The organism is Mesobacillus sp. QJM3NY_10, assembly GCF_056173465.1.
In genome coordinates, this window is record NZ_CM149675.1 from 1,949,955 (window position 1) to 1,973,417 (window position 23,463).

Below are 23,463 nucleotides of genomic sequence, written 5' to 3' on the forward strand. Positions count from 1 at the left end.
GGGGCTTTTACTATATTATTTTATTACTTCGTTATCCAGATAGGACCTTAGTGTTTGCTGTAACGTACCTTTGGTTTCTGCCTTTTGATCAAAAGTGATTCCTGAATGAATCATTTTTGTTACAAGCTCAGGGCGCATTCCAGTAATGACAGCTTTTGAACCCATCATTGAAACACCGCTCAGAACTTTTTGGAAATGGGAGATGACGTTCATTTCCATGTCTGCAATTCCCGAAAGATCCATAATCAATGTTTGGACTTTCAGTTTTGAAATATCCATCAGTACCTTCTCTTCGATAATCTGCATTCTGTAGTCGTCCATCATACCGATTAGAGGAAGTACCGCAACGGAACTGCTGACTGGGATAATTGGTACGGATAAGTGTTCAACCAATTTCCTCTGCGAGTTAAGCAGTTCATCTTTATACTTTGTATAAGTCAGGAAGAAGGTATTCAGGAATTGGTCAACTCGGTCATTGATCCTTTTTTCGAGTTGGAAGAATTCCTCGCGGTCAGTAAATCGGTTATACATTTGATCATATTTATTGAGGAAGTGCCACAAAGTTCGGCGAATGGCCTGAATCCATTCCAGCTTGAAAGCAACAGTCAACGAATGTTCTGCCCAGGCGATTCCTTCTTGTTCAGCAAAAGCAACCAGATTCTCTTCTTGCTGCTCCACTATGTAGACAACTAAGTTTTCAGCGTTTTTTAAAAGGTCAATATTCCCTTTTTGGAGAATATCATTAATCTTTGAAGCGACATTCACCGCTTCTGATAACAAGTGTTGTTCAAAAAGTTCCCTGTTGGATTGAATGAAATCGGTCACTTCATCTCTTTGGTTAAAAGTTGATTCCATTTTTATGTACACTCCCCGGCTATATACTTAAATTTATTTAACAACATCTAGATAGTGTAAACTGTCCTTAATTTAACTGTAACAAACAATGAATGCAAACTCAAATTATCCTATTCCAGTCAGCCTGAAATTTATTTTTTTGAAGGATATGTGCTCAGAAAAACGAAATAATTATTTAGATCAGGATTTAAGGTTTTATAATTTAGCATGCTTAAGGAGGAAAACAATGGGGTGGTTCATCATTGTTATTATTGCGTACTTACCGATAATATACCGGATTCATCGACGACTTGATTTTCTGGAAAAAGAGGTTGAGCGGTTGAGCATAGAAAAGCGGGAATATGAGGATTAGGCCTCGAAGTTGGGCATGTGAAAAGAGTAGAACGGAAATATATTATGTTAAGTAATGTGGCAGCCATTTTTGATGCAATAAAGTCAATGATATTGACCCAGACGACAATAATTATGGGATTTATCGTTTAATGATCGATGAGCTGCATCAGCTGCGGCGGTAAGATTAATAGTTGAAGATTAAAAGAATGAACACGAAAGGAATCCCAACGATCATGATTGGTTATAACCAGGAAAACGAAGGGGCAAGAGCTACATACACGAAGGCTGAATTTGTTGAGGCGGAAATCGCACCATGGGGAGAGCAGTTGGCTGCTTACAACCTTGATGCTTAGGTTCTCTGATATGAAGGAGAGAAATCAGTGAAAGTAGGGAAAAAGTGTTCGTCATCAAGGCCATGACGGACAGAAATGAGAAGAAAATCCGAAAAAGTGTCCGTCATCAAGGCCATGACGGACAGAAATGAGAAGAAAACCTGCAAAAGTGTCCGTCATCAAGGCCATGACGGACAGAAATGAGAGGGAAATCCGGAAAATTGTCCGTCATCAAGGCTATGACGGACAGAAATGAAAGGAAAACCGGCAAAAGTGTCCGTCATCAAGGCTATGACGGACAGAAAAGAGAGGGAAATCCGGGAAAGTGTCCGTCATCGAGGCAATGACGGACAGAAATCAGAGGAAACCCGGAAAAAGTGTCCGTCATTAAGACTAATGGTTCGTTAACTGGCTTCTGGCTTGTTCCCGAACTTACTGAATGAAATGATGCGTGTCACGTAACTTGTCAGTGAACCAAGAATAGCGCTTCCGACGATATCGGATGGATAGTGGTGGCCAACCCATATGCGTGAAAATCCAGTTAGCGCAGACATCCACATCATGATTGCTCCTAATTTTCGATGGGACATCAATATTGAAGTCGAAGCCGCAAAAGCCAAGGTAGTATGCTTGCTTGGAAAAGATGAATCAGTTTTGGACGGAATCAGAATCCCGACTCGTCTTTTCTCGAAAGGACGAGGTTTATCGTAAAACAATTTTATGAAAAACTGCACAATAACACTTAGTAGTACTGAACTTCCCGTTTCGAGGGCAATTCGTTTGTTTTTCCGGTTTTTGAACAACAAAAATACAATTATAAAAAGATACACATAGCGGAGCCGGTTTGAAATAAAGATCATCAAATGATCAACGGGTGAAAGTCGGCCTGAAAGCTTGTTAATTAGCTGGAAAAGTTTTAAGTCCATATTGTTCTCCTCATGGTTTTAGTCTTACTTTTCCCTTTGTCTAAAGTTAAAATGTGAAGAAGAATGGATTAGTATATGGAAAATTTTAAATAATAGAGGGGGTAAAAAAGTTTGTGGAAATTATTCGAGGATAAAAATTTCCCAAGTTTATTTTTATCAAAAAAAAACAAGCACTCTGGAAGCTGCTTGACCAATGGCGTTAGCAAACTTCTTTCTCTTAGGCTGAGGTATTGATTTTTCATTTTCCAATATCCTCCCCACCCGGGTTACTGCTTCCTATTCGAAATAATTCCAGTCCTCTTAGTAAGGCATCACCCCCGAAACCAGCCATGATGGACATCAAAAAAACTCTAAGCAGTGAATCAGCTTCTGAAGATACTACTAATAGTGCGGCTGCTAATGAAGCGGTGAGGATTTCTTCCAAGAAACCAAGGTAAATGAATTTCTTTGTTCTTCTCGGCATGATGATCTTGCCTCGTTTTCTCACATGAGCTGTCAGTCCAACAAATCCACCAATGACCATTGCGAAAATAACGTTTTCTAACAAATTGATCACTCTCCTATTTTTGTTGGTCGACCTTCAGTAATTCTAGGTGTATTACTATTATACAAGTAGTAATGTTGGAAAAGCATGTGTAAATTTATCGAATTTTCAGTAAATTTATATGGTAAAATTTATGTGTAACTTTTTGGTAAAAAATCTTAATTGGGCCCTTTGAAAAAAGTTACAGGCCTTTAGGCTTAAAGAAGGGATACAAATGAGTGTATGCGAATACCAGCAGAACAATTGGAAAGGAGATCAGGAATGTTTGTTTTAAATGTAGAAGGCGCTATTTTCAGGGAAGGGAAGTGGCTGATTATAGAAAGGAGCTCCAAAGAGGAACATGCCGGAGGGCTTCTTTCGCTTGTTGGCGGAACGGTTGAAAACGAGGGGTTCTCAAAGGATTTACTTGAGCGGACTTTAAAAAGGGAGCTCTTTGAGGAAGTGGGCATCACAATAAAGAGTGATGTTAAATATGTTCGTAATACTTCTTTTATTCTCCCGGATGGAAGGGAAGTACTCGATGTCGTATTCTATTGTGAAATTGACGCTGGCGAACCATACCCAAAAAGTAAAGATGAAGTCGAGGCAGTATATTGGATGACAGCAGCAGAAATTTTTGCCCATCCCAAAGCTCCCATCTGGTTAAAAGAAAGCATTGAAGAGGCAGAAAAAATAAATATTAAATTGCAATACAAATGAGGCCGCCTTTAAAAGGCGGCTTTATTTTTGCCTGAAAAAGGAAATATGTGTCGACCTAGCGAATAAGTATATGTATTTTTCAACTTTGAAATGTGAGGCTATGATAATGGAAGTTGTAGAAGAATTATTGAAAAAAATTGTTTGTGCTGGTCGTCAAAATAAACGCGTTATTATAGGTGTAGATGGTCTCAGCAGGTCAGGAAAAACGACCTTGGTGAAGAAAATCGCTTCATTGCTTTCTGAGAAACGCATTGGAAATATGGTCATTCACCTGGATGACCATATCGTTGGACGGTCAAAAAGGTACAATACCGGACACGAAGAATGGCAGGAATATTATTACTTGCAGTGGGATGTAGAGTCGCTAAAGAAATCCTTGTTTGATAACTTGACTCAGTCAAACGAATTCGTTCTCCCTTTTTATGATAATGAAAGAGATCGACATGATTATAAGGAGATAAAGTTAACAGGCAATCAAGTTTTTATTGTTGAAGGTATTTTTCTTCAGAGAGAGGAATGGAGACCATATTTTGATTTTACCGTCTTTATAGATTGTCCAAGAGATATAAGGTTCGCACGGGAAAGCTATCAAACCCAGCAGAACATTGAAAAGTTCAGGAACAGATACTGGAAAGCGGAGGACTACTACATGAATAACTTCCGGCAGGTAGATAAAGCCGATCTAGTCATTCCTTATTATGAACTGATTAAATAAAACTGCAGGTGATGCAAAATGAATTGGAAAAAGCTATTTAGCTTTGGCAGGAGTAAGAAAAACGAGTTTAAAGTAGAACAAAGCGGAATTTCACAAGAAGCACTGGCAATCGTCAAAAGAAATATAAAGGGTAGATTTCATCCTTTTTACAAAGAGGATTTGTATACTGAAAAACCAGCTGATATTGCGGGGATTTGTCTGGAAGTCAAACAGGAAGAAGCGGAGCCCCTGGTTTTAAAACTAAGGGAGGAACTTAAGTCGATAGACTATTTGGTTTTTATATGCGACTCTGAGCGTGAAAAAATCAGCATCATCCCTGGCACCGATAAGTTTGATATCCTTAGGATCCAGCAGACGAATGGGAATAACTACGATATCAGTAATGAAAGGGTTATTTCTAAACTTAAGGAATGGTATAGGCGATATCCATTTATCATCATTGGGGCAGATTACGATTGGGTAGAAGCGAACTTTGAAGTTTTTCCTGAAGGGAAAGCCCTAAAAGCCATTTGCAAAAGAAATTTATAAATTCTGTCCTGATATAGTTGAACAGGGCTCAGGAAGCATCAATGGTTTAATTGAAGAAATGAGAGAAACAAGGAAGCTGATCTTATGGTGGGACTGATAAGAAAAATAAAGTGCTGCGACACAAATTATTAATAGTTTCTATTTTTATAGGCTGGATTGTGGTGACCATTACTCCTCTCTTTGATTCCGTCACTGTCACTTCGAAATATGATCTAACTAAACATAGACTTGGGCTGCCATTGCCAATAATTGAACAGCATACCTCGTCAACCCCGTTGGAGGACGCCTATCCGTTTGAACTGGGATTCGTTAGTCCGCAAGAGCATCCCACAACATTAATAGCAGGAAACTATTTGACTCTTGTGGTGACAGCAGTGTTTGCTGTTTATTTGATATTATTTGGTATTGTGTCTTTATGTAAAAGGATAAGGTGATGTTTGATGTCAAATGAGCTTTCTATGAAATTCAGAAGATTTGCGATCCATGAATGCAGTGAGTCTAGTCCGTTATATGAATTTCTTTCTTTAAAAATTGCTGAAGATGCAGAGATGATACAACTGGCATCTTCAGCACAGAAGGGGCAGCCGGTGCCCAATTTGTTTTTCGGTGCTGTTCACTTTTTATTATTGAAAGGTTATAAGCATACCATAACAGATTTTTATCCGAGCATAACTAATCATCCAGGGAAGGCAGAAAATGCATATCCCGCTTTCGTGGATTTTTGCCGGAGATACTCTGAAGAAATTATTGAATTGTTAAAATCTAAAATCGTCCAGACGAACGAGGTCAGACGGTGTTCATATCTATATCCTGTATTCAGTCAAGTTTTTCAAATGACTAAAAACTCATTGGCACTAGTAGAAATTGGAACAAGTTCAGGTTTGCAACTTTTCGTGGATAAGTATAGGTATTCATACGGCCCAGATAAAAGTTTCGGGAATCTTGATTCGGAAGTTCACCTAAGATCAGAAATAAGAGGAGATCAATCATTCCTGAATCAATTGCCCCATTTTGACGTTGCAACAAGAACAGGAATCGATCTGCATATAAATGATGTTAGAAATGCAGAGGATTACTTATGGCTAAAGGCATTGATTTGGCCAGAACACGGTGAAAGACGGGAGTTATTTGAAAGAGCAGCAAGCTATGTGAGCAATCAGACATTGAATTTAATTCAGGGTGATGGAGTGGAATTGCTTAATTCACTGGTTGCTGAGATACCAACAGATCAAACTATCTGTATTTTCCATACCCATGTTGCCAATCAAATGCCCGCCAAGACTAAGGAGAAGCTGCTCGGGCAAATAAAAGAAATAGGAAAACGAAGGGCGATTTTTCATATATACAATAATATTTACGATGCAAAGCTTCACTTCGATTATTATCTCGATGGAGAAGAAAGCTTGAACACAATTGGGGAAACCGAAGGCCATGGCCGCTGGTTCAAACTGAGGTTGTAGGATATTGAATTTTTCCTATTAGGGTGATTTAAATGGATAAAGGCTCTTTAATTATTTCTTTCATAGGTATGGCCATAGCCATTTTATACTTATTTTATTATTTATTTATCAGTAAAAAGACAGTTGGATTGGAGCAAGAAGTAGAAGAGAAGATAAAAGTCCGTCCAATCGCCAATGTAATTCGTTATCTGATCTTCCTTGCTATCAATTCATTCCTTGCAAATATGTTTTTTGACATCGGGTGGCTGTTATGGATTAGTTTTCTTTCAGCAGCTGCTTTATGGATCTTGCTGGTTGAGCATCAGTTTAACTTTTCATACATAATCAGTATCATAATTATTCTTTTGATTTTTTGGGGAGCTGCTGTACCGAAGCATCAACAATCGTTTCTAAATCATATCAGTGATCATACAGAATACAACTGTTTTACCATTGAATGTGTGAAAGTCTCTCAAGTTGTTATAGAGGATAAGTTGAAGACTGAGATTGAAACTTATTCTATCCAGGGCTACTCGTTTGATTGGTATCTGCTGTTCGCCAAAGGAGCATTATTGCTAAAAGATGAACAAGGTAATATGGAGGAATTCACAGGTTTTAACATTGGTGGTCTGTGGCTGGTGGACAAATAACTTTTGATCAGGAGTGGGGATATGATTAGCGATGATAAGAGATTACTAGCTGAAAGATGGTTCAGTGAATATTTTACAGAGGGGAAAGTAGAAGTGATTGAAGAACTGACTACAGAGGATTTTATTTACCATTCACGAAATGGTGAAAACTCACGGAGTTCGATGGTCGACTTCATGAAATGGTACCGATCCGTTTTTCATGACGATGAATGGGTGCTGGAAGATTTGATTGAACAGGGCGATAAGCTAGTGGTGCGTTATACCGGATGGATGACATACAAAGGCGGCTGGTTCGATATCCCGTCAGAAAATCAGCGTGTAAAAGAGACGGGCATCATGATTTTCATATTTGAAGGCAATAAAGCGAAGGAATTGTGGTGTGAGAATAGTGATGCTGGCATTTTATATGATTTAGGTGCATTGAAGAAAAACACCCATGAAGTTTTTTAGGAGGGATGAGACATGGCTGGATCAATATTTTGGCTATTGATTGTAGCGTTCGGTTTCCTGTTTATTGGGGGCTTGATAAGTAAATCCTGGAAGCTTCTTCTTATGAGCGGAATGGCTGTTACCCTGCCGTCCCTTTATTTTCTGGGAGCTAATAATGCTTTTAGGCTGTTAGCTCTCGTTCCATTGCTTCCCTTCGGATTGAGTTATTTTTTTGTGAAAAAGAGAAAAGAAAGCAGATAAGTAGGAAGTAGAACGTCACCTAAAAGCAGGGAAAATGGAGGGGAATATGGAAATTCGATTAGCAAATCAAGGGGATATTGATCAATTAATAAAAATGAGATGGGACTTTACTCTCGAAGACTATCCCGAAATGGGGGAGGGAGTGGGGTATAGCTCCTTTGAAAAAGAATGCAGAGGGTTTCTTGAATCTGCGCTGGAAAGTGGGCAATGGTTTGTCTGGATTGCCGAGAATAAAGGGGAAATCGTTTCCCATATTTACATTGAATTGATCCATAAGGTACCACGTCCAGGCAGGGTTACCAATCCGTTTGCTTATATGACCAATGTATATACTGTTCCCGAATATAGGGGAAAAGGAACTGGGAGCAAGTTGCTGTCACGTGTAAATGAATGGGCTGAAGAAGAGAAGCACGAGTTCATCATCGTCTGGCCAAGCGATACGAGCATCGAGTTTTACGGGAGAAATGGCTACACACAGTGTACTGAGCCAATGGAAAAGCATTTTTAATGTCGATAGTTCAATAAATTTTTCTGGAGTAAATTTTTGGAATATTTGAAACCTTCTTCCTTGATAAACGTATTAACAATTATCTAGGGAGAAGGAGGGAAAATGATGGCGCGTCTAAGTTTCAATACAGAGAATTCATCTAATATAATCCTTGTGACAGCAATTATTTTAATCATCAGTAGTTTGTTCATGCCTCTCGTTTTTGTTTATATTATTCAGGATTATCTTTACCTGTCAGCTGATAAATGGTTTTATGATACACCATCATCTGCATATGTAATTTTCATGATTGGCATGCTTTGGATAGCGGTAGCTCTATTTCTGCATTTATTTTTCGCATGGAAGTTTGAATGGAAAGGAATTAAGTGGATTACACTTCTCATCATGCTAGGATGCTTACCATTCTTCATGTTCGGCGTGTCAAACTATTATTACCTTGATGACCAGGGAATGCATTTTAATGATTATAAAACGTTCAACACCGTCAACTCCTATTATTGGGAGGATGTTAAAGAAGCAAAAGAAATTTTTGTGAAAAGTAATGGAGTAACCGTAGTGGACCATTTAAATCTTGTCACAAAAGCTGGAGAAGTGATTGAACTGCCTTACAACAGCAAGGTGCAGAACAACAGATTTAAAATCATGGAGAAACTGCAAGAAAACAATATTCCCCTAACTAATAATATGGGAGATTTATATGAATGACATTAAGTTAAAAAGAAAATATGGTGACCGGGCTGATTGGACTCGTGTCGTTAAAAGGGAATTCATTCAGGGTTTCTTCGATGAAGATGGTTTTAAGGGTCACGTTACCTTGTTAAAGGTGATCAAAATAACTGAACCTTTATATGCCCAATATGGGGATATAAAGGTCTGCATAGTAGACGAAGGGTATACCTGGCTACAGCATTTCCCTGAGGGGACACCTCATTCAGTCACTACTATGTTTAATGCAGCAGGGGAGATTGTCCAATGGTATATCGATATTTGCTATCGAAATGGCATTGATAATGGCCGCCCGTGGATGGACGATCTCTTTTTGGACATCATAATCCTTCCTACAGGAGATGTCTTTCATAAAGATGCCGATGAACTAGAGTTGGCTTTATCTTCTGGTGTTATTGATGAGGAACTATATCATATTGCAGTCTCTGAGACTGATGCTATAACAAAGCAGATCGAAGTGAATGAATTTGATTTACTGCATTTAACGAAGGTACATAAAGAGTGTTTGGAACAGAGGCTAACTAGTCGACGGATTTGAGGGGTGTAAAAGTGTTTGTGAAATTATATAGTTACCATATAAAGTCTGACAAAGAAGAAGAATACCTAAAAATCCAGCAAGAAGCAGAGGGTATTTATTCTAGATTCATTGACGAAAAGGCACTTCATCTCCAAAGCAAGACGGATAAAACGAAATGGCTGGAGATACACATCTATAAGAATGAGAAAATCTATAATGACTCCATTCAAATCATAAATCAGCAGCCGGAGATTCAGGTATTGTACAAGCGGTTTCTTGAAGTGATCACCTCGGTTAAGGAAATGGCAGAAGAAGACTATCAACTGATTGATTTTTTAGGCGGTAAACAGGACTGGGGATTGAGATGAAAAAACTTACTATAGGGTTACTTGTGATTTTCCTTTGCATTGCAGGGTGTAGTGCCAGTTTTGAACCGGAGCTCACGAGGATAGATGTGCAAAAAATATCTGAAGAGGGCCTAAATGATGGTGAAGAAAAGATCATTGTCTCAAATGAAAGGCTGAAGAAGATCCAGCAAGCCTTAGATGAAGTCAAATGGTCACCAAATACAAAAGCTGAAATGGTTAGAAAAGAGGATATACTCGCCACGTTCTTCATTCAGGAAGAAAAGAATATGCCAGAAAGATTATATCATTATCGGATATGGTTTGAAGGGGAAACGGCTACGATTATCAGTGATAAAGAAAATGAGGGTTACGGAAGGTTAACAGATAAAGAGCAAGTCGAGGTTCTTGAAACTGAATTGTTGGCTGGGGAGTAGGAGATTGACAATGGAAAACAAAAAAGAGAAGTGGATTACAATCATACTATATTCAGTATTTCTAATAGGCCTGCTTGTTACGATTTCCATTCTATTAACAGATATCGACACGCCAAATTCCTTTAGATTTGTAATTGGGTTTGTTATATTCTTGCTGTTATTTGGGCTTTTTCAAATGATCCTCGTCATTATGAATATTAAGAAATTGCCTGGGATTGATATTAAAAGGCGGATATTGAAATTCGCGGGAACGTTTGTATTCTTAATGACTGTTTCTTACATATCAAACTATTTATTTTGGCCTGAACGGCTTGATAATCTGGACTTTGGAGCTCCGCTGGGATTGGCTCTTGGCATTACTTTTTATGATTTATTGTTTAAAAAAAGTGAGGTGAGGTAAAGTCGCTTCATTTCTCCTCACTTTTTAAACTAACTTACAGAATTCTCTCTTATCCCTGAATAATCGTCAGGATTTTCCTGACGGATGATGTAATCATTTCTTTTCATACTTCTTGTACTCCCTCCATATCAAGTTGGAAGTTTTAGATTCCGAGTCAGTAAATTCTTTATAATATTGTTTTTCATTTTCGCCTGACATTAATCCATCTCACTTGTTTCACATGCATAAAAACTCCTATCAATTAGGTTCAGGATTATTTTAACAGTTAGTTCCTAATAATGGAATTGTGGTTTTTACCTATATTTTATATTTCATTTCTTTCACTAAATGACTGATTATCTGTTATGATAAAAGCTGGCTTTTTTGCCGGAATCAATAGTCGAGGAGAACCTGAATGACAAATAAACTTCCATTTACAATAAGTAAAAACGATACATTCTTTGATTTATTAGGGGATTACATTGGTGATGTCTTTTACGATATTTTGCCTGAAAAGGGCTATGAACTCCGTGATGAGCAGATTTATATGGCATTCCAGGTGGAGCAGGCCTTTAAGAATAAAGGAATTGTTTTCGCCGAAGCTGGCGTCGGCACCGGAAAAACCTTCGTCTATCTCATTTATGCCATTCTATACGCAAGATACATGGGCAAGCCGGCGATTGTCTCCTGCTCTGATGAAACACTGATCGAGCAGCTCGTAAAAGAGGGCGGGGATATCGAAAAGCTCGAAAAGGCGTTAGGGTTGAAGGTCGATGTCCGATTGGCAAAAGCGAGAGAGCAGTATGTGTGCGTGAAGAAGCTTGATGACCTTTCAAACACATCAAATGAAAAAGAAATCCTGGACGTCCATGACCAGCTGCCAGATTTCATCTTTGATGAAGGGGTCTCTATGAATTCATTCACTCGTTATGGCGACCGAAAAGAATATCCATGGGTCACGAATGAAAAATGGGCATCAATGGCCTGGGATCCCCTTCAGCAATGCTCAACTTGCAGTTGGCGTCACCGCTGCGGCCAAACATTGAACCGTGATTACTATCGTCATGCAGGCGATTTGATTATCTGCTCACATGACTTTTACATGGAGCATGTCTGGACGAAAGATTCTCGTAAACGGGAAGGGCAGATGCCATTGCTTCCAGAAGCAAGTACAGTGATTTTTGATGAGGGGCACTTGCTTGAGTTCGCAGCGCAAAAGGGGCTCACATACAGGTTCAACTCACAAACTTTGACAACTGTACTGACGGGATATATGCACCAGGACGTTCGAGAGGAATCTCTTTACTTAATTGAGGATATTATAGAGCTTCATGATGCATGGTTTGACCTTTTAGTGGAAAATTCTTCTTCAATAGAAGGGTCTAATCGAAAAGAAGTACCAATGCTGCCGAGTATCAGGAGAAATGCAGAAACCCTGGAGAAAAAGGTTTCCGATTTAATGGACCAGCTAGTATTTGACTCGGAAATGTTCCTGATTGACGAATACCATTTAAAAATCATGGAAGAATACCTCGAGTTTTTTGCATATGGTCTTTCAATTTTCTTAAAGAACGACGAAGGGATTTTCTGGCTAGAAGAGAATGAAGTGCAAACATCTCTAGTCATCATGCCTCGACTCGTTGAGGATATATTGAAAAAAGAAGTATTTGCCCAAAACATCCCGTTTGTATTTTCTTCAGCGACCCTGTCCCAGGCTGGAGACTTCAGCTATATAGCGAAAAGCCTTGGAATTGAAACATACTCATCCTTTACTGTAGCTTCACCATTCGACTATGAAAAGCAAATGGAATTCGTAGCACACATCGAGGATGATGAACTAAAGAAATGGAACAAAATAGGGGACGACATTATTAGTAAGAATGGCAGCTCGCTTGTACTGTTCTCTTCTATGCAAGAAATGGAACGATTCCGGGCATGGACTGAAAAACAAGAATGGAGTTTCCCTATCTTGTTTGAGGGAGACCGCGAAATCAGTGAAACCGTAAAGGAATTCCAGAATGACGTCGATTCTGTTCTCTGTTCCTTCAACCTGTGGGAAGGCCTTGACGTACCAGGAGAGTCACTGATTCAAGTCATCATTTCGTCATTGCCATTCCCGCCTCATGACCCAGTCTTCCAGGCGAAAAGAAAGCATGCGGATCATCCAGCTGCTGAGGTAGATATACCCTATATGCTCCTACGCCTAAGACAAGGAATGGGACGATTGATCAGAACCAATCAAGATAGCGGAACCGTACATGTATGGCTTAATCAAAATCAAAAAGCTGCGTACTATGAAGAGTTAAAAGGTGTACTGCCTGTTCAAAATATTCAATGGAAATAAAAAGATCCCGAAAGGACTAATCCTTTCGGGATTTTTCTGGCTGGATAAGAAAGTATAAAATTTTCACTTCGAGAATTGTCCAGCTCCAGCGCCTAGCCCCTCGAGTCGCTTCGGTCCTGCCAATGAAGTCAAAGAACGACTTCACTGTCAGGACCTCCAGCGCTTGTCGGGGCTGACCAAGGCGCTGGAGCTTTTCTTATAGGTGTTAGTCTCTGCAACCGCACTTTCTGCGTCGGCGGTCACGATCGTCATCTCGATCATCCCGTGCACCGGCTACTAAATCCTCGATCAAACAACGGCGCACAGCACGGCAAAGGTCATCAAAATCAACAGTTGCCCTGACTCTGTCTCTGTCACGGTTAGGGTAAAATACGCCTGCTACATCATTGTCATTACGATTGTATCCCATTAGAAACTCAACTCCTTTCCATCATGAAAGATACTTACACAATATCTTATGTGGAGAAGGACAAGTTGTTAGGGTCTCTACCTATTTTTCTAATAAATGTGCTAGTCTCATATGATAAAAGTTCAATAGAAAGAAAAAAAGCAAGCGGAGCCCGCTTGCTTTTTTAATGCATATGCCGGTATACACCGATTACTTTACCAAGTATGGATACGTTACGTAGGATGATTGGATCCATCGTAGGGTTTTCCGGCTGGAGCCTGAAATAATCCTTTTCCTTGAAGAAACGCTTAACTGTTGCTTCATCATCCTCTGTCATTGCTACAACAATGTCTCCGTTATTAGCAGTCTTTTGCTGCTTAACAATAACATAGTCACCGTCGAGGATGCCTGCTTCAATCATACTGTCACCCATGATTTCAAGCATGAAAACCTGCTCATCATGTGGAACAAGGCGATCAGGAAGAGGGAAGTACTCTTCTACATTTTCAATGGCTGTGATCGGCATACCAGCTGTTACTTTACCGACAACAGGTACATTAACCACTTTATATTTAGGAATGCGGCTATCTTCTTCTATTTCCAGGATTTCTATTGCACGCGGCTTAGTAGGATCGCGTCGGATCAAGCCTTTGCTCTCAAGTCTTGCAAGGTGTCCGTGGACAGTGGAGCTTGATGCAAGCCCAACCGCTTCACCGATTTCGCGTACAGATGGCGGATACCCTTTTTTCTTGACTTCGCCTTTTATGAATTCAAATATATCTTGTTGCCGCTTAGATAACTTTGTCATATTTACGCACCTCGTATATTTTCTTGTCCTAATTATACCATGTCTATTCCACAGATACAAACATAAGTTCGAATTTTTGAGTTGACACGAAACAAACGTTCGATTTATAATAAAATTAATTAACCGAACATACATTCGTTAAGGGGTGCCGTAAATGAAAAAACTTTGGGAAAACTATTCATATGCCTTGATCCTGCTTGCAGTCAGCTTAATCTTTTCATTCGTAGCAAAAGCGCAATTAAATAACGAAGATGCATACATAACTGTTACTATAGAAGAAGGACAATCACTGTGGGAAATTGCAGAGGTGTTTGCCAGCGAACATAATTTTACCGAAAATGAATTCGTTAGCTGGGTAGAAAAAGAAAACGGAATTATTGGGGAAATAGTCTTTCCGGGAGATGAACTGGTAATCCCTGTTGTGGCTGAACAGATGGAGCCTACCCAGATTGCCGGAGCAGAAAGATAGATTGGACTAGAATAAGGTGACAACATGAAAGCAATCATTTATTGCCGCGTAAGTACAACGAAGGAAACGCAGGAAACTTCGCTGGTCAGGCAGGAAGAAGAGTTACTGCGTCTGGCAAGCAGTTATGGTTTTGAAGTAGCGAGTATTATTAAAGAAAAAGCTAGTGGCTATGATCTTGAAAGGGAAGGGATCCTGGAACTGCTGGAATTGATCAAGGACAAGAATATAGGGGCATTGCTCATCCAGGATGAAACAAGACTTGGAAGAGGTAATGCCAAGGTTGCGATTCTTCATTGTATCCTAAAAGAAAATGTAAAATTATATAGTGTCTCCCATAGTGGAGAACTCCAGCTTTCTGAATCAGATTCCATGGTGCTGCAGATTGTCAGTATGGTGGAAGAGTATCAGAGGAAAATCCATAATATTAAGATTAAACGTGGCATGAAACGAGCGATTGAGCATGGTTATAAGCCACAGCGCAATCTGAAAAATCAAGGTGAGCATTCCGGCCGTGACCGGAAAGAGATGCCGGTTGAGGAAATCGTCAAGCTGCGGAATAATGGATTGACATTTGCTGAAATTGCCGCCACATTAAGAGGATTTGGGTACGATGTATCTAAGGCAACAGTGAACCGAAGATACCTTGAGTTCATAGAGACAAAAGAATAACGAAGCTCTAATCTTGTAAAATCGCAAGAATTTTAGTAAGATGTCATTTGACGTAATTTTTTACAAAGGAGCTTTACAATGCTATCAAGTGATAAAATTGCTAGAATCAATGAACTGGCAAGGAAAGCAAAATCATCTAAGTTGACGGAAGAAGAAGCAAAGGAACAGACGAAGCTTCGTGCAGAATATCTCCAGTCTTTCCGGTCTTCTATGCTCAATACACTTAAAGGTGTTACCATTGTGGATCCAGAAGGCAATGACGTTACGCCTGATAAGCTCAAGGAAGAAAAAGCGAAGAATAAGCTTCATTAAATATATACTAATTTGGAATACATGCGACATGTATTCCATTTTTATTTTGTTGTATTTATGATAAATAATCGACTAGTTTGTTTCATCTCCCTAAATAAGTGGAAATTAGACTCAGGTAAGATCCAGAGGTAATAATGCGTCGCACTAAAAATCACTTCTTTGGATTTTTTTCACCCACAAAGGCGATCATTTACATATCAACAGCGAGTTTGTGTCAAAATAGATAACAATACGGCCATTTCTGTCTCTTTCAGGCACAATTTGTTGTATAATAATTTCTCTCGCTATAATATTAAGGATGTAGCCAGTACCTATAGAAAGGATGTATTTAATGTTTAAAGAAATTGATATGCTTTCAATTGATTCCATTCGTACCTTATCAATTGATGCAATTGAAAAGGCAAATTCCGGCCACCCAGGCATGCCAATGGGGGCAGCTCCAATGGCATACACATTGTGGACTCGTTACATGAACATCAACCCTAAAAACCCAGAATGGTTTAACCGCGATCGTTTTGTATTGTCTGCTGGACACGGTTCAATGCTGTTATACAGCTTGCTGCACCTTGCAGGATATGATCTGACAATGGATGATATTAAACAGTTCCGCCAGTGGGGCAGCAAGACTCCAGGACACCCTGAGTTCGGTCACACTGCTGGTGTAGACGCGACAACTGGACCACTTGGCCAGGGAATTGCTATGGCAGTTGGTATGGCAATGGCTGAACGCCATCTTGCTGCTGTTTACAATAAAGATAACTATAATCTCGTTGATCACTATACATACAGCATTTGCGGTGACGGCGATCTAATGGAGGGTGTATCTGCTGAAGCAGCATCACTGGCAGCTCACTTGAAGCTAGGCAGAATGATCGTGCTTTATGATTCAAACGATATTTCTCTGGATGGAGATCTTGATAAGTCATTCTCAGAAAGTGTTGAAGGTAGATTCAAATCATATGGCTGGCAATACATTCGCGTCGAAGATGGCAACAACCTTGAAGAAATCGCAAAAGCAATTGAAGAAGCTAAGACAGATGAAGATCGTCCTACTATGATTGAAGTAAAGACTGTCATTGGTTATGGTTCACCAAACCTTTCAGGTAAATCGGATGTTCACGGCGCTCCACTAGGTGCTGATGAATTGAAGCTTACTAAGGAAGCTTATAAATGGACTTTTGAAGAAGACTTCCATGTTCCAAGTGAAGTATATGATCACTTCAAACAGCAAATCGTTAATAAAGGTGAACAAGCGGAACAGGCTTGGAACGAGCTTTTCGCAAAATATAAGAGTGAATATCCTGAACTGGGAGCCCAGCTTGAGAAGGCAATGAAGGGTGAGTTAGTAGAAGGATGGGATAAAGACATTCCTGTATACGAGGAAGGAAAGAGTCTTGCGAGCCGAGCTTCCTCTGGAGAAGCACTTAACGGAATCGCGAAAAACCTTCCTTACCTGGTCGGTGGATCGGCTGACCTTGCCGGATCAAACAAAACAATGATCAAAGGATCAGGTGACTTCTTCCCGGGTTCATTCGAAGGGCGTAACATCTGGTTTGGTGTTCGTGAATTCGCTATGGGTGCTGCGATGAACGGTATGGCACTTCACGGTGGACTTAAGGTATTTGGCGGAACATTCTTCGTGTTCTCCGACTATTTAAAGCCGGCAATCAGACTTGCTGCATTAATGGGCTTGCCTGTAACATACGTATTCACACATGACAGCATTGCGGTAGGGGAAGATGGTCCTACCCACGAACCAGTTGAGCAGCTTGCTGGACTTCGCGCTATGCCGAACCTGTCAGTCATCCGTCCTGCAGATGGTAACGAAACAGCGGCAGCGTGGAAGCTTTCAATTGAATCAACTAAGACACCTACAGCTCTTGTGTTGACTCGCCAAAACTTGCCAACAATCAAAGATACTGACAAGAATGCTTACGAAGGCGTATCTAAAGGTGCTTACGTCATTTCTCCAGCTGGAAAAGACAATGCTGATGCATTGCTTCTAGCAGCAGGTTCAGAAGTCGGCCTTGCCGTGAAAGCACAGGAGGCTTTAGCTTCTGAAGGCATCGACGTTGCTGTTGTGAGCATGCCTTCATGGGATCGCTTCGAACAGCAGTCCAAGGAATACAAAGAAAGTGTTATTCCGAAGTCTGTCAAAAAGCGCCTTGGAATCGAGATGGGCTCTTCACTAGGCTGGCACCGTTACGTTGGTGACGAGGGTGAAGTACTTGCGATCGATACATTTGGTGCATCTGCTCCAGGCGAAAAGATCTTAGAAGAGTACGGTTTCTCCGTTAACAATGTAGTAGCACGCGTAAAGGCATTGCTTGAGCAAAACTAATTAACATTTAAAATGACGAGTATGGAATTTGATTCCGTACTCGTTTTTTTGTAAATTATAAAATAATTTCAATGTGGATAACTATACGGGTTTTCTTAATCCAGCTCCAGCGCCTAGCCCCTCGAGTCGCTTCGGTCCGCCCAATGAAGTCAAAGAACGACTTCACTGGTCGGCCCTCCAGCGCTTGTCGGGGCTGAACAAGGCGCTTGCGCTTTTTGTTCTTAGATACCAGTTTGATCTCCTTGCTGTACGGGCAAGATAAATCATTGTATTATAATGGAAAATGTGGTAGGATTAAAAAAAGAACAGATGTTCCTATTTTAAAAAAGAGGTGCTGTCATGATAACAGGTATTGTTCCTTATCTAGTAACAAATGGAAATGGCCAGGAGGCAGTGAAATTTTATCAGCATGCATTAGGTGCAGAAGTCATCAGTCTGCAGACATTTGGAGAGATGCCTCCCAATCCAGAGTATCCGCTTCCTGAAGAGGCAAAAGATCGGGTCCTGAATGCACAATTGAAAATTGGTAACGCCAGCTTAATGTTATCGGATACTTTCCCCGGCCATCCATACCAGCTTGGATCCCAGGTAACGATAGCAATTTTAATCGATGATGCATCAGAAGCAAAAGAAATATTTGATCAACTGCAGGAGGGCGGAAAAGTAACGATGCCACTGCAGGAAACATTTTGGAGTCCTGCCTATGGGCAGGTGACTGACAGATTTGGCGTGGAGTGGCAAGTTTCCACAGAGAATCGGAAATAAATGATAAAAAGCCAGGCTGCTTACGCAGTCTGGCTTTACATCATAGTGAATCATGTATAACCTTCTTTGAATGGATAACCGATAGTATGCCGAAGGTTGAGTAAAGTAAAGTATAGAGTACCATGACAATGAACATTGGCAGCCAAAGTTCTGTCCCGAATAAGAACCAGCCGGATTTCACTGCAAAATAGCTGTGCATCAGGCCGATTACTAATGGTATCCCAAAGTTAAAAGCTTGTTTTGCCTGGATTCCTCTTAATAAATCTCCCTGGGTAAATCCCAGTTTTCTCAGAATTGTATAATTTGGTTTTTCATCCTCGCTTTGATCCATTTGTTTAAAATAAAGGATACAGCCTGAAGTGACGAGAAAGGTTAATCCGAGAAAGCCGACAATAAACATGGCAAGTCCCATCTGTCTTTTTTGAATATTTGTGTTGTCAAGCCGGGATTCATTCATGCCTTCTTCGTTGTACTTTTTCTCATTGAACAGGGTATTTGCTTTAATCAAGTCTTTTTCATCCTTGATATCAACACCAATATATAGGGACGAACTTTTTTGGATACTAGGGTTCAAATCACCTTTTAGTTTTTTGAAAACACTGTTTTCAACGACTACAACAGGAGAACCGCCAAAATATCTTGAGACTGGATAATCTTTTTTCATGCCAAGATATCGCAGGGGAAGGGTATTCTTGTTGCCGATGAGTTCAATCGGTCCAGAGTCTTTCATAGAGATGAATTTCATCATGATGTCGCTGTAGCCCGTCAGATAGCTCTCGTCTTTGGCAAGTTCAAAACCATCGACAGACTTTTCGCTTATAACAGAAACACTCATTGCTTTAGGGTCCTGGGTATATTCCTCCATTTTCAAGCCAATAATCGCCTCTGCGTTAATCACTGCTTGGAGGACCTCGATTTTTGTTTCTTTAAAAGGAATCCCGTTAGCACTTAAATCTTCTCCAAATCGATTAAAAGCGTCATCTGTTACAAATGAAAAATTAGCTGGAACATTATTTTTCGCAATCTGTTCCGCTGAATAATAAGATATATAGCTTAAAGACAATAAGCCAATGGCCAGTGCAGATACTGTCGTTATGATTGTAAGCAGGACTGCGTTGGTTTTCATCCGAAACATGATGGAAGATAAAGAGAGTACTTCATTAATATTTAAATAGCCGTCCTTCTTCTTTCTTATAAGATTGGCGATCGTACTTACAGAACCTTTATAAAATAGATACGTTCCAATAATGACAGAACCAAGGATAAAAGTCATGGCCAGGAACAATTGAGAAACTGTTGTGAAATTACCATTGAAAAGTTGGGAAGAAACATAGTATCCTGCTATAATCAGTAAAATCCCGAGGAAGCCAATGATGCTTTCCAAAAGAGAAAGCTTTTTCGCTTTTGATTCTGATGAGGATATCACCCGGAATAAAGATAAGATGCTCTGCCTCTTAATGAAAACAAAATTCATCAGCATGATAACTCCAAAAATACAGGTGAACACAATCAATGTCTGAGTTAAAGCTGTAACAGAGAAGTTCAGTGACGCAATTCCATCCACCTGGGTTATTTTAAACAAGATCAGGAGGATCAGTTTGGAAACAGAAAAGCCTAGAAATATGCCAAGTGCTAAGGAAGTGTAGTACAGGATAATATTTTCAGCGGTGAGAATCTTGAAAATTCTGCTCTTGGTCATACCTATTAACTGAAATAAGCCGATTTCCTTGCTTCTTCTTTTGATAAATATGTTGTTGGCATAAAGTAAAAATATAGTCACGATTCCTACTAGTAGAACGGAAGCTGCTTTGATTGCAGCTCCACCTTTAATGGACCCTTTTGTTTCGTCCATGGCGGGATCGTATTGAAGGGTGACAAACGCAAAATATAGGGCAACACTGAAAATCAGCGCAAATATATATAAATAGTAATTTTTTAAGTTTTTCTTCAAATTGCGCAGCATGATTTGATTAATGCTCATAATGGACACCGCCCAATATCCCTTGTGTTTTCATGATGTCCTTGAAAAACGCCTGCCGTCCTTGATCACCCTTATTTAACTCTGTAAAAATTTGTCCATCCTTGATAAAAATCACTCGGCTGGAGTAGCTGGCGGCAACCGGATCGTGAGTAACCATGACGATGGTCGCTTTTCGCTTAAGGTTCAATTCACTCAGCTTATTTAAGAGATCCGATGCTGATTTTGAATCAAGTGCTCCTGTCGGTTCATCCGCAAAAATGATACTTGGTTCATGGATGAAGGCTCTTGCTGCTGAGGTACGCTGTTTTTGTCCACCGGAAATTTCATTTGGATATTTATCCTGGATGTCTTTGATCCCCAGTTCAGCAGCTAAAGTCTCGAACTTTTGGTCAGCCTCTTTCTTTGGTGTTTTACTGATAGACAGTGGCAAAAGAATATTTTCTTTTACTGTTAATGTGTCCAGCAGGTTGTATTCCTGGAATATGAATCCTAGATGCTGCTTACGGAACTGGGCCAACTGTTTTTCCTTCATTTTAGTAATTTCATTTCCATCTATCTTAATCGACCCATTACTCACAAGATCAATAGAGGATAAGACGTTCAACAAAGTGGTTTTTCCCGACCCGGATGCACCCATGATACTGACGAACTCACCCTGTTTAATTTTTAAATCAAGTCCCTTCAAGACTTCTTGCTTATTGAATTTATTGCCGTAAGTTTTATGAAGTTTAATAGCTTCCAAAACGATCATCATTCCACATCCTTTCTTAGATATCCTCATTATAAAATCCATCAATTGTCTTTTCCTTCGAATCAGCGAACAATCAACAAAGGCATGTGACATTTTTGTCACATGCCTGTTATCCTGACAAATTCATTGCTTTTAGGAAAGGTGAGCCTGAAGGTACTTCCTATTCCAGGCTCAGATTCTGCGGTAATCTGTATCAAAAGTGGCTTAGCCGCCTTGCTGGCCAAATATAGTCCCATGCCTGTTGCTGCTTTATCCTGATGGTGAGCTGTTGAGGTAAAACCTTTATCAAAAATTCTTGGCAGGTCCCGAGAGTCAATTCCTCTTCCGTTATCATTCACTTCCAGCGCAACCTGTCCGTTCCTATCAAAGCTTCTTATTGATATATCTGAATCCGCACTGTATTTCACTGCATTCGTTAACAACTGTCTAATAATGAAAGATAACCATTTTGCATCTGTCAGCACTTCTCTAATTTGTAAATCCACATCAAAACCAATGCCTTTTTGGATACACCATGTTTGTAAACTCTTAATTTCCGCAAAAATTATGCCTTCCAAATCTGTAGTTTCAATATACAAGTCATTTTCCATAAACGGGATCCGTTTTTGATGGAGTTGTTGATCGAGTAAAAGATGGATTCGAAGCCATTCATATGTCATCTCTTTTTTCAAAGATTGGTCACTTAAACGGTCTATCATTAGGTGCAAAGCAGTAAGGGGTGTTTTTACCTCATGAATCCATGAAAGCATTTCATCTTTTTCCTGCTCTAGATAAAAGTCACTTAATTCTGCAGTCTTCCTTAGGCCTTCTGATTGTCTGGACATACTTTCGGTGACGATTTTTTCAAAGGGAGTATCTGGGTGAGGTATCCTTGATAGGTCAAACTCCTCATCCTTTTCGGAAATCTCATGATAAAATTTAGTCTCTTTTGGAAATCGGAAGAAAACAAAGATTGTAAAGATAAGCAAGGATAAAAATGCATAATAAAACACTGAGCTTAGAGAAATCGCTGGATCTATATAAGCAATAAAGATTAAAAGTGCCTGAAGGGCTAAGAACAGGAAGATCCAGCTGCGACGTTCCTTAAGGTAAGATCTAACCATTAGTCATTTCCTCTTCAACTGCGATATAACCCTGACCTACCTTTGTTTCGATTTTATTGCCCAAACCAATCTCCTCAAGTTTTTTTCGAAGGCGATTCACATTAACTGTCAATGTGTTATCACTAATAAACCGTTTATCCTCCCAGAGACTGTTTATAATTTGATCGCGATTCACTATTTGATTTTTCTTGTCGATAAGGATCTTTAATATGTACATTTCATTCTTGGTTAATTCTACTGTTCCACTATTATTGGCGACCATGTTTTTATCAAAATCAATCGTTGCGCTGCACCAGGTTTTAAGGCTACTTTGGATTGTACTGTAATCATAGACACGTCGAAGAATAGCCTGTATTTTTGCGATCAGCACATCAAAATGGAATGGTTTTTGAATAAAATCATCCGCACCAAGCTGCATCGACATGACCATATCTGTTGGATGGTCCCTGGATGAAAGGAAGATGATAGGAACATTTGAATGCGAACGGATCATACGGCACCAATGAAAACCATCAAATTTAGGCAGTTGAATATCGATGATCACCAAGTCAGGCTTAATCATGGCAAATTCCTGCATGACCTTTTCAAAATCGGAAATTCCATATACGTCATAAGACCATTGGGATAGCCGACTCTTGATTTCACTAAAAAGAGAAGAATCATCTTCAATTAACAATAACTTAAACATTATTTACACCACACTTCTAAATACTCCATAATAATTCTATAGGAAAAATATATTACAGAACAGGATTTTTAAAGAGGCTTCCTTATTTAAATGTAAATCGAGTGTCTTATTTGGGTATTTTGTTTATGACTTTTGTTTAACATCTAATCTAATCGGGATAAGAGTGAAGGGTATATAAAACGGGAAAAGCTATAAGGTATATGTTATGAAAGGGATGAAAGA

32 protein-coding genes are annotated in these 23,463 nt (G+C 39.6%); 23 read left to right on the forward strand and 9 right to left on the reverse strand.

Features of this window, described 5'->3' with window-relative positions; genetic code table 11:
• Positions 1-15: 15 nt before the first annotated feature.
• Positions 16-855 (reverse strand): STAS domain-containing protein, encoded by an 840-nt coding sequence (locus AC0VX7_RS09600; RefSeq protein ID WP_475427617.1) that lies wholly within the window; start codon positions 853-855, stop codon positions 16-18.
• Positions 856-1,081: 226 nt separating this feature from the next.
• Here AC0VX7_RS09600 and AC0VX7_RS09605 point away from each other — a divergent pair, with 226 nt between their 5' ends.
• The 3 genes from AC0VX7_RS09605 to AC0VX7_RS09615 all read left to right on the forward strand — a co-directional run bounded on the left by AC0VX7_RS09605 (position 1,082) and on the right by AC0VX7_RS09615 (position 1,928).
• On the forward strand, positions 1,082-1,207 hold the full coding sequence (locus tag AC0VX7_RS09605; protein WP_475427618.1) for a hypothetical protein: 126 nt from the start codon (positions 1,082-1,084) through the stop codon (positions 1,205-1,207).
• Between the two features lie 187 nt (positions 1,208-1,394).
• The gene (locus AC0VX7_RS09610) at positions 1,395-1,541 is read left to right on the forward strand and encodes a hypothetical protein (RefSeq protein WP_475427619.1); all 147 of its coding nucleotides are present in this window, start codon (positions 1,395-1,397) and stop codon (positions 1,539-1,541) included.
• Between the two features lie 231 nt (positions 1,542-1,772).
• A complete protein-coding gene (locus AC0VX7_RS09615) occupies positions 1,773-1,928 on the forward strand; it encodes a hypothetical protein (RefSeq protein WP_475427620.1) in 156 nt (51 codons plus the stop codon).
• Here AC0VX7_RS09615 and AC0VX7_RS09620 read toward each other — a convergent pair.
• Together AC0VX7_RS09620 and AC0VX7_RS09625 are read right to left on the reverse strand one after the other, a co-directional pair.
• Positions 1,925-2,446 carry an undecaprenyl-diphosphatase gene (locus AC0VX7_RS09620; protein ID WP_475427621.1) on the reverse strand — a complete coding sequence of 174 codons (522 nt, stop codon included), beginning with the start codon at positions 2,444-2,446 and terminating at the stop codon, positions 1,925-1,927. The genes AC0VX7_RS09615 and AC0VX7_RS09620 overlap by 4 nt on opposite strands.
• Before the next feature lie 238 nt (positions 2,447-2,684).
• A complete protein-coding gene (locus AC0VX7_RS09625; protein WP_475427622.1) occupies positions 2,685-2,993 on the reverse strand; it encodes a DUF4257 domain-containing protein in 309 nt (102 codons plus the stop codon).
• Positions 2,994-3,251: 258 nt separating this feature from the next.
• On the opposite strand from AC0VX7_RS09625, the gene AC0VX7_RS09630 reads away from it, so the two are divergent.
• From AC0VX7_RS09630 to AC0VX7_RS09700, 15 genes are all read left to right on the forward strand, one after another.
• On the forward strand, positions 3,252-3,689 hold the full coding sequence (locus AC0VX7_RS09630) for an NUDIX hydrolase (RefSeq protein ID WP_475427623.1): 438 nt from the start codon (positions 3,252-3,254) through the stop codon (positions 3,687-3,689).
• A 106-nt stretch (positions 3,690-3,795) separates the two neighbouring features.
• A complete protein-coding gene (locus AC0VX7_RS09635) occupies positions 3,796-4,404 on the forward strand; it encodes a kinase (RefSeq protein WP_475427624.1) in 609 nt (202 codons plus the stop codon).
• An 18-nt stretch (positions 4,405-4,422) separates the two neighbouring features.
• Complete coding sequence (locus AC0VX7_RS09640; protein WP_475427625.1) at positions 4,423-4,932, forward strand: DUF4253 domain-containing protein; 510 nt, start codon at positions 4,423-4,425, stop codon at positions 4,930-4,932.
• 13 nt (positions 4,933-4,945) lie between these two features.
• Positions 4,946-5,029 (forward strand): hypothetical protein, encoded by an 84-nt coding sequence (locus AC0VX7_RS09645; RefSeq protein WP_475428120.1) that lies wholly within the window; start codon positions 4,946-4,948, stop codon positions 5,027-5,029.
• A gap of 343 nt (positions 5,030-5,372) precedes the next feature.
• A complete protein-coding gene (locus tag AC0VX7_RS09650) occupies positions 5,373-6,392 on the forward strand; it encodes a DUF2332 domain-containing protein (protein WP_475427626.1) in 1,020 nt (339 codons plus the stop codon).
• Positions 6,393-6,424: 32 nt separating this feature from the next.
• Positions 6,425-7,021 carry a hypothetical protein gene (locus tag AC0VX7_RS09655; protein WP_475427627.1) on the forward strand — a complete coding sequence of 199 codons (597 nt, stop codon included), beginning with the start codon at positions 6,425-6,427 and terminating at the stop codon, positions 7,019-7,021.
• 21 nt (positions 7,022-7,042) lie between these two features.
• Positions 7,043-7,471: an ester cyclase gene (locus tag AC0VX7_RS09660; protein WP_475427628.1), complete on the forward strand. Its 429-nt coding sequence runs from the start codon at positions 7,043-7,045 to the stop codon at positions 7,469-7,471.
• A gap of 12 nt (positions 7,472-7,483) precedes the next feature.
• Complete coding sequence (locus AC0VX7_RS09665; RefSeq protein WP_475427629.1) at positions 7,484-7,711, forward strand: hypothetical protein; 228 nt, start codon at positions 7,484-7,486, stop codon at positions 7,709-7,711.
• 46 nt (positions 7,712-7,757) lie between these two features.
• Positions 7,758-8,219: a GNAT family N-acetyltransferase gene (locus tag AC0VX7_RS09670; protein WP_475427630.1), complete on the forward strand. Its 462-nt coding sequence runs from the start codon at positions 7,758-7,760 to the stop codon at positions 8,217-8,219.
• Positions 8,220-8,321: 102 nt separating this feature from the next.
• Entirely contained in the window at positions 8,322-8,924 is a 603-nt protein-coding gene (locus AC0VX7_RS09675) for a hypothetical protein (RefSeq protein WP_475427631.1), read from the forward strand.
• Positions 8,917-9,483 (forward strand): ribonuclease FAU-1 family protein, encoded by a 567-nt coding sequence (locus AC0VX7_RS09680; protein ID WP_475427632.1) that lies wholly within the window; start codon positions 8,917-8,919, stop codon positions 9,481-9,483. Before AC0VX7_RS09675 ends, AC0VX7_RS09680 begins: the two co-directional genes overlap by 8 nt.
• An 11-nt stretch (positions 9,484-9,494) precedes the next feature.
• Positions 9,495-9,830, forward strand: a complete 336-nt coding sequence (locus AC0VX7_RS09685; RefSeq protein WP_475427633.1) for a hypothetical protein — start codon at positions 9,495-9,497, stop codon at positions 9,828-9,830.
• A complete protein-coding gene (locus AC0VX7_RS09690; RefSeq protein ID WP_475427634.1) occupies positions 9,827-10,243 on the forward strand; it encodes a hypothetical protein in 417 nt (138 codons plus the stop codon). Before AC0VX7_RS09685 ends, AC0VX7_RS09690 begins: the two co-directional genes overlap by 4 nt.
• A 10-nt stretch (positions 10,244-10,253) precedes the next feature.
• Complete coding sequence (locus AC0VX7_RS09695; protein WP_475427635.1) at positions 10,254-10,643, forward strand: hypothetical protein; 390 nt, start codon at positions 10,254-10,256, stop codon at positions 10,641-10,643.
• 394 nt (positions 10,644-11,037) lie between these two features.
• A complete protein-coding gene (locus AC0VX7_RS09700; RefSeq protein WP_475427636.1) occupies positions 11,038-12,966 on the forward strand; it encodes an ATP-dependent DNA helicase in 1,929 nt (642 codons plus the stop codon).
• Between the two features lie 205 nt (positions 12,967-13,171).
• Here AC0VX7_RS09700 and AC0VX7_RS09705 read toward each other — a convergent pair whose 3' ends face one another.
• Entirely contained in the window at positions 13,172-13,375 is a 204-nt protein-coding gene (locus AC0VX7_RS09705) for a hypothetical protein (RefSeq protein ID WP_102262341.1), read from the reverse strand.
• A gap of 163 nt (positions 13,376-13,538) precedes the next feature.
• A complete protein-coding gene (gene lexA, locus AC0VX7_RS09710; protein ID WP_023614724.1) occupies positions 13,539-14,162 on the reverse strand; it encodes a transcriptional repressor LexA in 624 nt (207 codons plus the stop codon).
• A gap of 154 nt (positions 14,163-14,316) precedes the next feature.
• Between lexA and yneA the strand changes: the two genes are divergently transcribed.
• From yneA to AC0VX7_RS09735, 5 genes are all read left to right on the forward strand, one after another.
• Positions 14,317-14,631, forward strand: a complete 315-nt coding sequence (gene yneA / locus AC0VX7_RS09715) for a cell division suppressor protein YneA (protein WP_475427637.1) — start codon at positions 14,317-14,319, stop codon at positions 14,629-14,631.
• 24 nt (positions 14,632-14,655) lie between these two features.
• Positions 14,656-15,300: a YneB family resolvase-like protein gene (locus AC0VX7_RS09720; RefSeq protein ID WP_475427638.1), complete on the forward strand. Its 645-nt coding sequence runs from the start codon at positions 14,656-14,658 to the stop codon at positions 15,298-15,300.
• A gap of 78 nt (positions 15,301-15,378) precedes the next feature.
• Complete coding sequence (locus tag AC0VX7_RS09725) at positions 15,379-15,612, forward strand: DUF896 domain-containing protein (RefSeq protein WP_214737807.1); 234 nt, start codon at positions 15,379-15,381, stop codon at positions 15,610-15,612.
• A 331-nt stretch (positions 15,613-15,943) separates the two neighbouring features.
• Positions 15,944-17,953, forward strand: coding sequence for a transketolase (gene tkt / locus AC0VX7_RS09730; protein WP_475427639.1), 2,010 nt, complete (start codon positions 15,944-15,946; stop codon positions 17,951-17,953).
• Positions 17,954-18,292: 339 nt separating this feature from the next.
• Complete coding sequence (locus tag AC0VX7_RS09735; RefSeq protein ID WP_475427640.1) at positions 18,293-18,718, forward strand: VOC family protein; 426 nt, start codon at positions 18,293-18,295, stop codon at positions 18,716-18,718.
• A gap of 40 nt (positions 18,719-18,758) precedes the next feature.
• On the opposite strand, the gene AC0VX7_RS09740 is transcribed toward AC0VX7_RS09735, so the two are convergent.
• From AC0VX7_RS09740 to AC0VX7_RS09755, 4 genes are all read right to left on the reverse strand, one after another.
• Positions 18,759-20,699, reverse strand: coding sequence for an ABC transporter permease (locus tag AC0VX7_RS09740; protein ID WP_475427641.1), 1,941 nt, complete (start codon positions 20,697-20,699; stop codon positions 18,759-18,761).
• Complete coding sequence (locus AC0VX7_RS09745) at positions 20,689-21,450, reverse strand: ABC transporter ATP-binding protein (RefSeq protein ID WP_215032020.1); 762 nt, start codon at positions 21,448-21,450, stop codon at positions 20,689-20,691. Before AC0VX7_RS09745 ends, AC0VX7_RS09740 begins: the two co-directional genes overlap by 11 nt.
• A gap of 98 nt (positions 21,451-21,548) precedes the next feature.
• The gene (locus AC0VX7_RS09750; RefSeq protein ID WP_475427642.1) at positions 21,549-22,553 is read right to left on the reverse strand and encodes an ATP-binding protein; all 1,005 of its coding nucleotides are present in this window, start codon (positions 22,551-22,553) and stop codon (positions 21,549-21,551) included.
• Positions 22,546-23,241 (reverse strand): response regulator, encoded by a 696-nt coding sequence (locus AC0VX7_RS09755; RefSeq protein WP_475427643.1) that lies wholly within the window; start codon positions 23,239-23,241, stop codon positions 22,546-22,548. Before AC0VX7_RS09755 ends, AC0VX7_RS09750 begins: the two co-directional genes overlap by 8 nt.
• Between the last annotated feature and the right edge of the window lie 222 nt (positions 23,242-23,463).

Coding starts and splice junctions, on each gene's coding strand:
- AC0VX7_RS09600 (WP_475427617.1), bottom strand. CDS start 855: ATGGAATCAACTTTTAACCAAAGAGATGAAGTGACCGATTTCATTCAA.
- AC0VX7_RS09605 (WP_475427618.1), top strand. CDS start 1,082: ATGGGGTGGTTCATCATTGTTATTATTGCGTACTTACCGATAATATAC.
- AC0VX7_RS09610 (WP_475427619.1), top strand. CDS start 1,395: ATGAACACGAAAGGAATCCCAACGATCATGATTGGTTATAACCAGGAA.
- AC0VX7_RS09615 (WP_475427620.1), top strand. CDS start 1,773: ATGAAAGGAAAACCGGCAAAAGTGTCCGTCATCAAGGCTATGACGGAC.
- AC0VX7_RS09620 (WP_475427621.1), bottom strand. CDS start 2,446: ATGGACTTAAAACTTTTCCAGCTAATTAACAAGCTTTCAGGCCGACTT.
- AC0VX7_RS09630 (WP_475427623.1), top strand. CDS start 3,252: ATGTTTGTTTTAAATGTAGAAGGCGCTATTTTCAGGGAAGGGAAGTGG.
- AC0VX7_RS09635 (WP_475427624.1), top strand. CDS start 3,796: ATGGAAGTTGTAGAAGAATTATTGAAAAAAATTGTTTGTGCTGGTCGT.
- AC0VX7_RS09640 (WP_475427625.1), top strand. CDS start 4,423: ATGAATTGGAAAAAGCTATTTAGCTTTGGCAGGAGTAAGAAAAACGAG.
- AC0VX7_RS09650 (WP_475427626.1), top strand. CDS start 5,373: ATGTCAAATGAGCTTTCTATGAAATTCAGAAGATTTGCGATCCATGAA.
- AC0VX7_RS09655 (WP_475427627.1), top strand. CDS start 6,425: ATGGATAAAGGCTCTTTAATTATTTCTTTCATAGGTATGGCCATAGCC.
- AC0VX7_RS09660 (WP_475427628.1), top strand. CDS start 7,043: ATGATTAGCGATGATAAGAGATTACTAGCTGAAAGATGGTTCAGTGAA.
- AC0VX7_RS09665 (WP_475427629.1), top strand. CDS start 7,484: ATGGCTGGATCAATATTTTGGCTATTGATTGTAGCGTTCGGTTTCCTG.
- AC0VX7_RS09670 (WP_475427630.1), top strand. CDS start 7,758: ATGGAAATTCGATTAGCAAATCAAGGGGATATTGATCAATTAATAAAA.
- AC0VX7_RS09675 (WP_475427631.1), top strand. CDS start 8,322: ATGATGGCGCGTCTAAGTTTCAATACAGAGAATTCATCTAATATAATC.
- AC0VX7_RS09680 (WP_475427632.1), top strand. CDS start 8,917: ATGAATGACATTAAGTTAAAAAGAAAATATGGTGACCGGGCTGATTGG.
- AC0VX7_RS09690 (WP_475427634.1), top strand. CDS start 9,827: ATGAAAAAACTTACTATAGGGTTACTTGTGATTTTCCTTTGCATTGCA.
- AC0VX7_RS09695 (WP_475427635.1), top strand. CDS start 10,254: ATGGAAAACAAAAAAGAGAAGTGGATTACAATCATACTATATTCAGTA.
- AC0VX7_RS09700 (WP_475427636.1), top strand. CDS start 11,038: ATGACAAATAAACTTCCATTTACAATAAGTAAAAACGATACATTCTTT.
- AC0VX7_RS09705 (WP_102262341.1), bottom strand. CDS start 13,375: ATGGGATACAATCGTAATGACAATGATGTAGCAGGCGTATTTTACCCT.
- lexA (WP_023614724.1), bottom strand. CDS start 14,162: ATGACAAAGTTATCTAAGCGGCAACAAGATATATTTGAATTCATAAAA.
- yneA (WP_475427637.1), top strand. CDS start 14,317: ATGAAAAAACTTTGGGAAAACTATTCATATGCCTTGATCCTGCTTGCA.
- AC0VX7_RS09720 (WP_475427638.1), top strand. CDS start 14,656: ATGAAAGCAATCATTTATTGCCGCGTAAGTACAACGAAGGAAACGCAG.
- AC0VX7_RS09725 (WP_214737807.1), top strand. CDS start 15,379: ATGCTATCAAGTGATAAAATTGCTAGAATCAATGAACTGGCAAGGAAA.
- tkt (WP_475427639.1), top strand. CDS start 15,944: ATGTTTAAAGAAATTGATATGCTTTCAATTGATTCCATTCGTACCTTA.
- AC0VX7_RS09735 (WP_475427640.1), top strand. CDS start 18,293: ATGATAACAGGTATTGTTCCTTATCTAGTAACAAATGGAAATGGCCAG.
- AC0VX7_RS09740 (WP_475427641.1), bottom strand. CDS start 20,699: ATGAGCATTAATCAAATCATGCTGCGCAATTTGAAGAAAAACTTAAAA.
- AC0VX7_RS09745 (WP_215032020.1), bottom strand. CDS start 21,450: ATGATCGTTTTGGAAGCTATTAAACTTCATAAAACTTACGGCAATAAA.
- AC0VX7_RS09750 (WP_475427642.1), bottom strand. CDS start 22,553: ATGGTTAGATCTTACCTTAAGGAACGTCGCAGCTGGATCTTCCTGTTC.
- AC0VX7_RS09755 (WP_475427643.1), bottom strand. CDS start 23,241: ATGTTTAAGTTATTGTTAATTGAAGATGATTCTTCTCTTTTTAGTGAA.